The sequence below is a fragment of the Cellulomonas endophytica genome (assembly GCF_004123805.1).
Classification (GTDB): Bacteria; Actinomycetota; Actinomycetes; order Actinomycetales; family Cellulomonadaceae; genus Cellulomonas; species Cellulomonas endophytica.
The window spans coordinates 1-12639 of the sequence record NZ_RWJX01000046.1 but is presented as its reverse complement, the minus strand read 5'-3'; the positions used below and the strand labels follow the sequence as shown (position 1 = coordinate 12639).

General features: G+C 70.8%; 9 protein-coding genes. 6 read left to right on the top strand and 3 right to left on the bottom strand.

Going from position 1 to position 12639, the window contains the following annotated elements; genetic code table 11:
• Positions 1-118: 118 nt before the first annotated feature.
• Entirely contained in the window at positions 119-1954 is a 1836-nt protein-coding gene (locus EJA20_RS12885) for a putative bifunctional diguanylate cyclase/phosphodiesterase (RefSeq protein WP_129338613.1), read from the top strand.
• Between the two features lie 81 nt (positions 1955-2035).
• On the opposite strand, the gene EJA20_RS12880 is transcribed toward EJA20_RS12885, so the two are convergent.
• Positions 2036-2551, bottom strand: a complete 516-nt coding sequence (locus EJA20_RS12880; RefSeq protein WP_164983973.1) for a MarR family winged helix-turn-helix transcriptional regulator — start codon at positions 2549-2551, stop codon at positions 2036-2038.
• Positions 2552-2691: 140 nt separating this feature from the next.
• Here EJA20_RS12880 and EJA20_RS12875 point away from each other — a divergent pair, with 140 nt between their 5' ends.
• Together EJA20_RS12875 and EJA20_RS12870 are read left to right on the top strand one after the other, a co-directional pair.
• Positions 2692-5688, top strand: coding sequence for a SpoIIE family protein phosphatase (locus tag EJA20_RS12875; protein ID WP_129338609.1), 2997 nt, complete (start codon positions 2692-2694; stop codon positions 5686-5688).
• Between the two features lie 358 nt (positions 5689-6046).
• Complete coding sequence (locus EJA20_RS12870; protein ID WP_164983972.1) at positions 6047-6772, top strand: ANTAR domain-containing protein; 726 nt, start codon at positions 6047-6049, stop codon at positions 6770-6772.
• A 217-nt stretch (positions 6773-6989) separates the two neighbouring features.
• On the opposite strand, the gene EJA20_RS12865 is transcribed toward EJA20_RS12870, so the two are convergent.
• Complete coding sequence (locus tag EJA20_RS12865; protein WP_240675475.1) at positions 6990-7778, bottom strand: DUF2382 domain-containing protein; 789 nt, start codon at positions 7776-7778, stop codon at positions 6990-6992.
• Between the two features lie 248 nt (positions 7779-8026).
• Here EJA20_RS12865 and EJA20_RS12860 point away from each other — a divergent pair, with 248 nt between their 5' ends.
• The 3 genes from EJA20_RS12860 to EJA20_RS19945 all read left to right on the top strand — a co-directional run bounded on the left by EJA20_RS12860 (position 8027) and on the right by EJA20_RS19945 (position 11277).
• Positions 8027-8509 (top strand): ATP-binding protein, encoded by a 483-nt coding sequence (locus EJA20_RS12860; RefSeq protein WP_129338602.1) that lies wholly within the window; start codon positions 8027-8029, stop codon positions 8507-8509.
• Positions 8510-8871: 362 nt separating this feature from the next.
• Positions 8872-9876, top strand: a complete 1005-nt coding sequence (locus EJA20_RS12855; protein WP_164983971.1) for a sensor domain-containing diguanylate cyclase — start codon at positions 8872-8874, stop codon at positions 9874-9876.
• A 1170-nt stretch (positions 9877-11046) separates the two neighbouring features.
• Positions 11047-11277 carry a PQQ-binding-like beta-propeller repeat protein gene (locus EJA20_RS19945; protein WP_129338629.1) on the top strand — a complete coding sequence of 77 codons (231 nt, stop codon included), beginning with the start codon at positions 11047-11049 and terminating at the stop codon, positions 11275-11277.
• 518 nt (positions 11278-11795) lie between these two features.
• Here the strand turns inward: EJA20_RS19945 and EJA20_RS12840 are convergent.
• Positions 11796-12639: methyl-accepting chemotaxis protein (locus EJA20_RS12840; protein ID WP_164983970.1), on the bottom strand; the 844-nt coding region annotated here is incomplete at its 5' end.

The following is a 12639-nucleotide window of genomic DNA, read 5'->3' as shown; positions in this document are numbered from 1 at the left end:
GGCGGCCGGCCGCACGCCGCTCCCGTGCTGTTCCCGTGTTCTGTCGAAGGGGGACGAGTGCCGACAAGGCACCTCGAGGACGAGGCGCCGGTGACCGGACCGTCCAGAAGGAGGTCCCGTGATCGACCACAACGCGATGGTCCGTGTCGTTGACGAGTTCTTGGCCACCGTCGTGGAGGAGTTCGACGGCTCGACGATGCTGCGGCGCCTGGCCGACGGGGCCCGTACGGTTCTCAGCGCGGACGCCACGGGCGTCATGGCACCCGAGGCAGACGGCAGCGGGCTGCGGTTCGAGCACGCCACCGACGAGGGCACGAGCACCATCGAGGCGCTGCAGGAGCAGTTCAGCGACGGACCCTGCTACCACGCCATGCGAACCCAACGGGTCGTCGACGTGCCGGATTTGCGCACCGCGCACCAGTGGCCCCAGGTGCGCGCTGCCGCTCTGGCGCGGGGGTGGCACGCAGTGACCTCCATTCCCTTGCTGGCCCGGGGCCGCTGCTGGGGCGTCCTGGACGTCTTCCGGCGTCAGGCGCGGCCGATGCACGAGCAGGAGCTGGTCGTCGCCCGTCAGCTGGCAAGACTGGCGACCTCCTACCTGGTGCTGGCCTCAGAGCGCGACGAGGCCCGCGCGATGCGGCAGGAGATGGCGCACCGCGCCATGCACGACCCCGCTACCGGTCTACCTGTGCGTTCGGTGCTGCTGGAACACCTGGACCACGCCCTGCGCCGGTTGCGGCGCCACCCCGGTGTGCTGGCCGTGCTGTTCGTCGACATCGACGGGCTGAAGTACGTCAACGACACCTTCGGTCACCACGCCGGCGACCAGCTGATCGCCGGGTGCGCGATACGCCTGCGCTCAGGCCTGCGGCCAGAGGACACGCTGGCGCGGGTGGGCGGCGATGAGTTCGTCGCGGTCTTGGAGGACCTGCCCGATGCACAGGCGGCGCTGCAGGTCGGCGCACGGCTGGTCGAGCTCGTCGCGGCGCCCCTGCACCTGACCGCGGCCAGCGTCGCGCCCTCGATCAGTGTCGGAGTGTGCGTGGTCGAAGACCCAGCGGTCCTGGCCTCGGCGATGATCGCTCACGCGGACGCAGCGATGTACCAGGCCAAGCGTCGCGGACGTGGCGGTATGGCCCTGTTCGACCCGTTGCAGTACTTGCCCGCCAGCGCCAGCGCCAGCTCGCTGGATGAGGAGTTGCGCCGCGCCGTGCACGAGGGCTCTCTGGCGGTGCACTACCAACCGATTCATCATGCCGGCGAGGAGCTGCCCGCCGACGGGCACGATTGGAACGGCGCATGCGCGGTGGAAGCCCTCGTGCGGTGGGACCACCCCGACCGGGGCCTGCTCGCTGCGGCCCAGTTCCTTCCGCTGGCCGAGCGGCTCGGGCTGCTGCCGGCCATCGACCGGCTCGTGCTGCGGCAGGCGTGCGCCCAGCTGGCCACCTGGCGGACCGCCGGCGACGGCACCCCGCGCGAAGTCTTCGTGAACCTGTGCGCGCAGAGCGCGGCCGACGCCACCTTGCCCGCGGACGTCTTCACCATCCTGGCCACGACGGGAACAGCGCCCGCGGCTCTGGTGCTCGAGCTGACCGAGACCTCCCTCCTGCTCGAGGGGACTCCGCGCACCCTGGAGGCGCTCGTCGCCGGCGGTGTCAGGATCGCTGTGGACGACTTCGGTGCCGGGTACTCCTCCCTGGCCCGACTGGTTGAGGTCTCCTCAGACATGCTGAAGATCGACCGCTCGTTGACCGTCGCCCTGCACACCAGCGCGGCGGCAACGACGGTGATCGCCGCGGTCGTCGCTCTGGGGACGGCTCTACGCCGACGCGTTATCGTCGAGGGCGTCGAGACCCGGGCCGCCGTCGAGGAACTGCACGCCCTGGGTTGTCGGTACTTCCAGGGCTACTACTTCAGTGCCCCACAACCACCCGAAACGCTTCTGCCCGCCTGAAGCGGCGCCGGCAGGTCCCGTGCCCCCATGGTCACCACTGCCGCCCGCCGGTGCTGGCTGGCACGTGGCGATCGCTGATCATCAAACCAACACGGTGCCTGGCAGGTGCTGCTGCGGAACCATGGCTGCAGGGTCGATGCGTGGTCCGGTTCGCTGCGCCAGCCATGGATCGACGAACTCGGCGAGCAACGCTCGCAGCGCCACTGCTGCGCCAGGAGTCAACCCTCCAAAGACGTCCTGCACGGCCGGCAGCATCCTGACCGCCGCCCGCTGCACGACCTGCTCACCGGCGGGGGTCAGGGCCAGCCACACCATGCGCCGATCGGTGGTGTCCCGGGTGCGGGACATCCACCCGCGGCTCTCCAACCGGTCCGCAATCGCACTGACGGTCGACTGACGCACGTTCAGCAGCTGGGCGAACGCGCCGGCGACGATCGGGCCGTGCACGTGCAGCTCGTACAGGGCGTTGACATCAGCAGAGCCCAAGCCCTCCTCAAAGGGCACCTGATCGGTGGCGTGCTGCACCACCCGCCCGGCCAGGACGAGCAGGTAGCCCAGGTCAAAGTCCGAGGCTTGCTGCATCGCGGCCTCCAGCACACGTTGGGTTCACCGTCGTAGGAGCATACGCAGCGCTTCACCAGATCCCACCTGGGGCGTGGTGCAGCGGCAGGTCCTCACCGGCTGCTTACGCTGTATGCACTCTTTCCGCCGCCGCGGCCAGAAACTTCGACGGCGCTATGATCCGCTCCGGTGCCGAACTCGCCGAAGTTCGCAGCGGTGGCACCTTCAACGGACCAGATCGGGGAGTCGTGCCGCACACCACGCCGGGCGCCGGGGACCCCTTGCCGGGGCCCGAGCACCAGGTCCAGCCCGCCCCAGATCTTGGGGCACACCCGGCCGGCGACGATCCGGTGCTCAGCACGGAGCAGCAGCACCTGAGCTGGACGCAGAACCTGATCCAGGACGCCGAGGCGGTGGTGGCGGGCGGGGCGCAGCAGGCCGCCGCCAGGCTGGAGGGCGACCTGGCTCGGGTGGCGGCGACGCGGCGCCTGCTGCGCTCGGCGCACAACCCCGCTCTGGATCGGCTGGTGAGCCTGGCGGCTCGGCTGGCCGGGACTGGCGCTGCGCAGATCTCCCTGCTGGCCGAGGCGCAGGTCATCAGCGCGACGACCGCACCTGACAGCCAGGCACGACTGACGCCCTTGGCAGATTCGCTGTGCGCCCTGACCGCCGCACAGGGGCAGCCGCTGATCATCGCCGACGCCCGACACGACGTCCGCGTCGCTGACCTGGAACCGGTCCGTGCCGGCGCGGTGCGCTCCTACCTGGGGGTGCCGCTGCTCGGGCAGGACGAGCAGATCGTCGGTGCCCTGTGCGTGTTCGATGCGGTGGCGCGAGCGTGGTCGTTGTCGGACGTGGCGTTGCTGCAGGACCTGGCCACCTATGCCGTCACCGAGCTGGAGCTGTCAGCCCTGGCAGTGGAGTACGAGGCAGACCGGCTGCGGTGGCAGCTGGCGGTCACCGCCGGGGGAGTGGGCAGCTTTGACTGGGACCTGACCACCGGTGCCTTGACTTGGGACGATCAGCTGCTGGCCCTGTTCGGCCTGACCAGGGAACAGTTCGCCGGCACCATCGAGGCCTTCACCGCCCTGGTGCACCCTGATGACCGCGACCGGGTCACCCAGGCGTTGCAGGAGGCCATCGACCGGTGCGGGGGATACGAGGCGGAGTACCGGGTGCTGATGCCCCAGGCAGGGGTGCGCTGGCTGCTGGCCCGGGGCGCGACGTTGGCCGATCCGTCGGGGCGCGCTGTGCGCGTCCTGGGCGCCGCGTACGACACCACCGTCCTGCGTGAGGGCGACGCCCGGATCTCCCGGGTGCTGGAGACGATGTCGGCGGCCTTCTTCTCCCTCGACCACGACTGGAACTTCAGCTACGTCAACGCCGAGGCCGAGCGACTGCTGGGCCGCTCCCGGGAGGAGCTGCTCGGGCAGGAGATCTGGACGCTGTTCCCCGCCGCAGTCGCCTCGCAGTTCGAGGAGCAGTACCGCGGGGCTGTCCACACCCAAACCACGCGGACGTTCGAGGCGTACTACCCCGCCCCGTTGGACGCCTGGTATGAGGCGCGGGCCTGGCCCAGCGCCGAGGGACTATCGGTGTACTTCCACGACATCAGTTCCCGGCGCGCCGCCGAGACCGAGGCCCAGGTGGCCCGTGAGGCCGCCGAGAGCGCGCGCCGCGCTGCCGAGGCCGCGCGTGCCGTGGCCGAGGACGCGTTGCGGGCTGCCGAGCAGGCCCAGGCCGCCAGCGACCGGGCCGCACACCGGACGCACCTGCTGGCCAGGGTCAGCGCCGACCTCAGCTCCACCCTAGACACCGAGGAGGCGGTGGCACGGCTGGCCCAGCACCTGGTCCCCGGCCTGAGCCAGTGGTGCATCGTGACCCTGGTCGAGAGCAACGGTGCGCTGCGCGACGTGGGCTCCTGGCACACCGACGACCGCGGCCGGGCCCTACTGGGGGAGTACCGCGAGCACCGGCTGCACCAGATGAGCTCGGACTTCCACTTGCAGCGGGCGCTGAGCACGCGCGCCCCGGTCCTCATCGAGCAGGACGCCGGCGAGACCATCGCTAGCAGCGTCGACGCTGAAGCGGCCCGCGCCATCCGAGCCCTGGCGCCCGATGCCCTGTACGTGCTGCCGCTGCAGGCCCGCGGCCGGGTGGTCGGGCTGGTGTCCCTGTTCCGCGGCCCCGGGCAGGGTCGCTTGTCCGCCTCCGACCTGAACCTGGCCTCGCAGATCGCCGACCGGGCTGGCCTGGCGGTCGACAACGCCCGCCTGTACAGCGAGCAGCACCGCATGGCCGAAGGCCTGCAGCGTCAGTTGCTGTCAGCACCGGTCGAGCCCGATCACCTGCAGATCGCGGTGCGGTACCTGCCCGCCGCGCGCGCCGCTCAGGTCGGCGGCGACTGGTACGACGCGTTCCTGCAGCCCGATGGCGGCACCGTGCTGGTCATCGGGGACGTCATCGGCCATGACAGCGCCGCAGCCGCCGCCATGAGCCAGGTCCGCACGCTGTTGCGCGGCATCGCCTACGCCACCGGGCACGGCCCCGCACAAGTGCTGTCCGGGCTCGACGCGGCGATGACCGGCCTGTCCGTGCACACCCTGGCCACCGCCGTGGTCGCCCGCCTCGAGCAGGTCGGCGACGAGCGGGACCGGGACGTGACCCGGTTGCGCTGGTCCAGCGCTGGTCACCTGCCACCCCTGCTGCTGCACCCCGACGGCACCGTCACCCTGCTGCACGGCAACGGCGGGAACCTGCTGCTGGGGATCGACCCGCACGCCCCACGAACCGATTCCCTGATCAGCGTGGACCGCGGTTCCACCCTGCTGCTGTACACCGATGGTCTGGTCGAGCGCCGCGGGTCGACGTTAAGCGCGGACCTGGAGCGGCTCCGTGCCACCGTCGCGCAGGTCCAGCAGGACCGTCCCGAGGACCCGCTCGACGTGATCGTGGATGAGGTCCTGTCCCGCATGGTCTCCGACCGACCCGAGGACGACGTGGCCCTGGTCGCGGTCCGGCTGCACCCGCACGACGCACCACGCCCCCCTGAAGCCGGTCCCGTCCACATCCCTCCCACCCCAGCGGTGCCACTGCCGGCCACGGGCCCACCCACGACCCGAACTGCCGGTGCGGCCTCGCCGCCTGCGGACCCGACCCTTGGAGGGGAGTGACGCCTGTGATGACCGCCCGCCGGCACGAGCCGGCCGTAGCCCTGGCGGTGATGCCGCTGCTGAACCTGACGGCACCACAGCACGTCCAGGTCGGGTGGGCCTTGATCGCGACTCACCACGCGGCTGTCGCTCAACGGCACCAACGACTGGCGCAGCTGGCCCGCGCCAGCGCCGACGCACACCCCTGACGGCTCTGATGACCGAGCACACTCCGCAGCACCACGTCTCGTCTCAGGCGCAGCCGCGAGCCCAGCGCCACAGTCCAGACGCCCCGGCGCTGCTGCCCTCACCGGTGCCGCCTGCGCCCGTTCCGGGCACAGGACCGCCCTGCCTTGTCCTGGCACGACACTGCGCGCAGGTGTTCGAGCTGGCGCGACGGGACCTCACGGTGCCCGCTGCGCTGCGGCCCCTCGCCGAGGCGGTCAGGAACGCCCTAGGTGTCGACGCGGTCAGCGTCGTGCTCGGCTCTCCCACCGCCCCGACGGCCGTGGCCGGTACGGGCGCCGTCGCCGGGCGCGGCGACGAGCTTCAGCTGCGCACCGGCCACGGGCCCAGCATCGCCGCCCTGACCACAGCGACGTGGGTGCTCACCAAGGACCTGCCCGCTGACCGCCGGTGGCCGGCCCTGAGCGCAGCAGCTCGCCGCTCCGACGATGGGGCGACCGCTCGAGCTGTAGCGGCACGGGCACTCGACGCGGGTCACCAACAGGTCGTCGTGACGCTCTACCGGACCCAACCGGGAGCCTGGAGCGTTCACGACCTGGCCGCCGCGGACCTGGTCACCGACGCCGCAGGTGTCGTTCTCGCAGTCTTGCAGGACCGGCAGCGCAGCACGACCCTGACCGCTCAGCTGCAGCAAGCGCTCGGCAGCCGGGCGACCATCGAGCAGGCCAAGGGCATCGTGATGGCGCACCGCGGTGGTACACCCGACCAAGCGTTCGCGTTCTTGTCCGGCCTGAGCTCTCACCGCAACATCAAGCTGGCGCAACTAGCCGGCGACCTGGTCGCCCGCACGCAGCACCCCAACGGTCCTAGACCCTCGGGCCCCGGCACCCCGCGTCCCAGGCCGCTGGACCCGACCTAATCGGTCCGTGCCCGTTCCGACCGTCCATGCGTCGAGCACCGTCGAGCACCATCAAGCACCATCAAGCACCGTCGAGCACCGTCGAGCACCGTCGAGCACCGTCGAGCACCGTCGAGCACCGTCGAGCGCCGTGACGATCCGAGGTACAAGACGGCAGGGCTGGTCGGCTCGAAGCCGACCAGCCCTGCCGCGCGTGCGATGTCCGGACCGGTACCGCTCAGATCTGGGAGGGCCGAGCGGTGCCGCTCTCGTCGTCCAGCTCGACCTCCTCGTGGCGCGTCTGGGCGGTGACGGTCTCCGTGGAGGTGACGGTCTCCTTGTCCAGGCGCACGCGCTCGACGGGGACGGTCTCGGTGGCGATGACGGGGCGCTCCTCGGTGAGGATCACCTCGTGCTCCTCCGAGGACAGGTCGGGACCGGCCAGCGCGGCGCCGCGGTTCGCGTCCGTGATGGGCTCGCGCTCGAGGCGGACCTCCTCGCGGGACACGGGGACCTGGACGGTCTGCTGCTCCGTCACGACGTACTTGCGCAGGCGGGCGCGGCCGGCCTCGCGGCGCTCCGTGCCCACGTCGAGGCGCTCCTCCGACAGCGTCATGGCGTCGTCGGTGGTGGGGCCGGAGGTGTCGTGGCCGACGGTGCCGCGCGCGTCGGTGTCGGCGTAGCCCGCCGTGCCCGTCGTGGCGTAGTCCGTCGAGTAGTCGAGGGAGTAGTGGCGGTACAGCGCCTCCTCCTCCTGCGGGTCGAGGTGGCCCTCGGCGTCGATGGAGGGGGCGTTCTTCACCTGGTCGGCCGTGAAGGGGACCGTGAGGCCGTCACCGCTGGCCGTGGCGTCGGCCACGGGCACGAAGTGCTCCTTCGTGCCGAAGAGACCGGTGTGGACGGTCACCCACTCCACGGAGCCGCTGGCGTCGTCGAGGTAGACCTGGCCGACCTTGCCGATCTTGCCGCCGTCCGAGCCGTGCACGGTGGCGCCGGTGAGGGTCTGGGCCTGCTGCGTGCTGATCACGTCACCGTCTCCTTCGTTCATGCGCCGCACCACTTCTCGGGTCAGCGCGGTTCACTGCGTTGCCCTCCATGCGACCAGAGGATTCGCGCCGCGCAACTCGAAACGCCCGGCGTGGCAACCTTGCCTCCAGGTGTCCTCCGTCTGCTGCCCCTGCCGATGGCGGTCTGGGCGGCCTGTGCCTACCGTCGGTGTCACGGCCACGGGCGGATGCGCCGCGCCCGTCCCATCGATTGCCGGAGGTTCAGGGGGTGAACGACACCGCTCGCACGCCCGCCCTGCGGTCAGCACTGCCACTGCTGCACCTGCCCGTGGTGCAGCAGTGGACCCTGACCTCGGTCAGCGACCTTGCCGCCCTGCGTGCCAGCCTTCGGTACGAGGTCGACCGAGCGGTCGCCCGCCCCGGGCCTGTGCTCCTCGACAGCGTCCCCGAGCACATCGCCCTGGTCGCCACCGAGCTCGCCACCAATGGGCTCGTGCACGGCGAGGCACCCGTAGTGGTGCATCTGCGCACCGACGGCGTCACGTACCTGCTGGATGTCGCGAACCCCGCCACCGCCGACCGCCCCCACGTGGCCGAACCTCGCCCCGCCGGCCACGGCGGCTTCGGTCTACACATCACGCACCTGTTGTCTCAAGACACCGCCTGGTACCGCACCCCGGACACCGTCCATGTCTGGGCCACCTTCACTCTTCCTATCGAGACCTTGCCCATGTCGCACGGCGCACTGTGACCTGACCACGACACCCTCAGTCCTCCGCGCCGTTGCATCGAGTCAGAATGACGGTCGCGGCGACGAGGAGCGGTGCGCAGCGGCGAGGGCCTACAGCACTGAGAAGCAGCGCCGGCGTCGCGCCGCTCCGCGGGCCGTGCGGTCGCGCCGGACAGTGTCGTCCTCGAGCGGGACGCAGGAGTCGCTCGACGTACCGCTGCGGAAGACTGGGTGGCCGCGCCGAACCTCGTTCTGGTGACCGTTGCGACTCCACCTGGCAGAAGCGGCCAGCGAAGACAATGCTTGCGGTTGCGGTACGACCGCACGCGCGCTGCGCCACCTGTGCAGCTCCCGCTCACAGTTCCGCACAAGGAGGACGCCGCGTGCCGCTCAACGCCCGCCTGGTCGAGGTCTTCGTCCAGTTCGCGCAGCACGCCACCGGCGACTTTCAGGTCGCTGACATCTTGCACCAGCTCGCCGCCGCATCCGCCGACATCCTCGACATCGCCGGCGCCGGAGTGGTCTTCAACGTCGGGGACCGCATGCAGCTGGTCTCGGCGACCTCACCCGCCGTGCAGTCCGCCGAACAGATCCAGGACGCCATGATGCGCGGGCCGTGCATGGACGCCCGCGCAAGTGGACGCGTCGTCATCGAAGAGGACCTCGCAGCCCATCCGCAGCGGTGGCCGCAGTTCTGCGAGCACGCCCAGTCCTTGAGCCTGCGCTCCGTGGCCTCTATCCCGCTCCTGGCTCGCGGGCACGTGTGGGGAGCGTTAGACGTGTACCGCGCCAGCGCAGGGTCCTTCGACGAGACGTTCCTGCGTACCGCGCAGGCCCTGGCAGACGTCGCGGTCGCCTACGTCGTTATGGCGCACGACCGCGACCAGGCCCGCGCGGCACACCAGGTCGCCGCCCATAGCGCCACCCACGATCCCCTGACCGGGCTCGGGAACCGCGCGTTGCTGTTCGCCCAGCTGGAGCAAGCCATCACCGCGGCATCCGGCAGCGGCATCGGGGTGCTGTTCATCGACCTCGACAACTTCAAGTCGGTCAACGACCAACACGGGCACCTGGTCGGCGACCAGTTGCTGATCGAAGTCGCGCGCCGGGTCGCTGGCGCCCTACGCCCTACTGACATCCTGGCCCGCTACGCCGGCGACGAGTTCGTCGCGCTCTGCCCCGACCTGCCCACCCCCGCCACTCTTGCCCAGCTGCAGCAGCAGGTCCAACAGGCGCTGGCCGCGCCGCTGACACTCAACGACACCGAGCTGGACGTGAGCGCCAGCATCGGCGCAGCCGTGCTCGACCCCACCATGAACAGCGCCGACAACCTGCTCCGCGCTGCTGACCAGGCCATGTACGAGGCCAAGCGCCGAGGCCGCCCCTGACCTCTGCTCTGCCCGACGACGATGGTGAGGCACCATGCGGCCCGAACGGCTGACAGAGGTGACGTGGGACGAGGACGTGGCCAGGCCGGCCGCTGCTGACGGGGGGACCCCGCCCGGCGTTCCACGCCCGCGCCGTCGATGGTCGCGGCGGACGCGCTGGGGCGTCGGCGCGGCTGCGCTGCTTCTCGGAGGCTTGACCGCCGTCGACGCCGTCGTTGCCGCCAGGCTCGACGCGCGGCTCGCCGTGACCCAGGGGTTGGCAGCAGACCTAGGAGCACCCCTCGTGCAGACCTGGAGGACCGCCGGCGCCGCAGTGCTGATGGAGACCGATGAGACCGTGCTGATCGCACAGCACGACGGAAAAGTCCGGGCCGTTCGAGTCGACGACGGCCGGGCCATCTACGCCCTCGATGGCCCCTGCACCACGGCCACGGTCGCGAAGCCGGGCCTCGCGACCAGCAGCAGCGCGGTGTGCGAGGAGCACCACAGAGGCCAGGGACGGGGCGGCTTGTCGCTGCGGGTGCATGAGCCGGCCACGGGCGCCCAGCGACTGGCGCTGGACGTACCGCTGGGGAGCGCCAATCTGCTGACCGAGGACAGAGCTGTGTTTTACGGCCTCGACGAGGATAGCCGGGTCACTCTCGAGGCTCGTTTCCTGACGACGGGGGAGCGGATCTGGTCTTGGACGGACGACACCGTGGCCGGGGATGGCCTAGCGGGCGTGTCGGTGTGGCAGCAAGGGAGCGAAGTTCTCGTCGCCGTCGGCGATGGCAAGGTGACAGTCCTCGAAAGCGGCAGCGGCCGTGAGCTCAGCGGAGCTCCGTCCTGGTCCCCGTATGCCGCCGGCGCGGTCGACCTGTTGGACGGTAGGCAGGTGCGGCAGGGAGCGCGTCGTGCGTACGGTCCTGCTGTCGAGGTGCTTGACGCCGACGGATCACTCGCCTGGTCCGCGGCGGGGTACCTCGTCGCCCCGGACATTGACGACGGCAGCAGGTCGGACCTGGTGTTCGTGCAGTCGCTGAACGGGCTGCTGCACGCTCGCGACGCGCAAACCGGTGAGCGGCGCTGGTTGCGATGGGCGGCCCCTCAGCACGTGCAGGTCGTCGCGGGCGTGGTCCTGCTTGAGGAAGACGACGTGTTTCGCGCCCTAGTGCTCAAACAGGGGACGCGCTGTGGACAGTTGGCGACATCGATGGTGGGCATGCGACAGACGGCCGGCAGGTCGTGGTCTCGACCGCTGAAGGCCGGCTCGAGGCCCGCAACTTGCGAACGGGACGCCTGCTGTGGCAGGTACCGGTACCGGACGGTGTCAGAGCGGCTGTCAGCTCCGGACGTCACGGTCTTCTGCTAGTCGGCGGCGGCCTCGTTTCCCATTGGCGGCCACCGGAAGAACCTAGGTAGGAGCTTCCGAAGCCGGTCGAGCGAGGCCAGCGGAGATATTTCATGGTGCGAGCTGAACGCCTCTGACGCGGTTCGGGCCTTCCTTCGGCGCGTCGCACGCTGACCGCGGAGACGTGGCTGCGCGCAAAGATGCGATTCGTCTGGCGGACGAGAAAGTGAGCCCAACTGCTCGCCTCAGGCGGATCGCATGTACTTGCACGTCCAGCGCCTCAACCACAAGATCGTCCCCGACGAGCCGGACTCGGCCGCCGCGAACGCCGGCCTTCGCGCGGCCTGTCGCCCGGTGACGAATGCGTATAGGCGCAAGATCAGGCAGCGCAGGCTTGTGACGAGGACGCAACCGCTTGCGACCTGGAAGCCCATGCTGACGCGAGCGCCGCGCAGACACAGGAGGTACGCGACCGACAGTGGCACCGGCGGATGGAGGGCCCGAGGAAACGACCGTGGCGATACCCAGGACGAGGAGTCCGACGCACCAAGGAAAGAATCTTGCCGAACCTCGGCGGCGAGGGCCGGCGTTAGCTCGTGAAGCGCGCCGCCATCGCGGCCTGCTGCTCGAGCACGTCACCGATGCGCTGCTGCACGGCGTCGAGCTGCCCGACGATCTCGCTCGTCGCGTGGATCCCGGCGGCGACCGACCGGCTGCTGGACTGGATGCCGGCGATCTGGTCGGCGACGCGCTGCGTGGCCGCGGCCGTCTCGCCGGCGAGCTCCTTGACCTCGTTCGCGACGACGGCGAAGCCGCGGCCCACCTCGCCGGCGCGGGCCGCCTCGATGGTGGCGTTGAGGGCCAGCAGGTTCGTCTGCTGGGCGATGGCGGTGATGACCTTGATGACGTCGCCGATGGCGGCCGAGGCCTCGCTGAGGGCCGCCACCTCCTCGCGCATGGCGCCCGACTGCCCGACCGCCTCCTCGGCGACCCGCCCGGCGTCGCCCGCGGCGGCCCGCAGCTGCGACACCGTGTCGAGCAGGAGATGCGCGTTGCGGGTGTCCTCCGCGGAGCGGCGCAGCACGGACAGGCGATGCGAGACGAGCTGTGCCACGTTGCGCAGCGCGGCGGCGCGCGAGGGGGACAGCTCGATCGTCTCGGTGACGAAGAAGTCCATCGTGCCGATGACGTGCCCCTCGTCGACGACGGGGAAGCACACGCCCGACCGCACGCCGGCCCGCTGCGCGGCGGGAGCGCGGACGCAGTCGGTCACCTCCGCGAGGTCGCGGACGAACACGAGGTCGCGCGCCCGCCAGGCGCGGCCCGACAGCCCGACGCCCTCGGCGAAGGACGCGGCCAGCGTCACGCGCCGGAACTCGTCTCCGGCGGAGCCGCTCTCCTGGGCGAAGCGCAGGACGCCCGCCTCCTCGTCG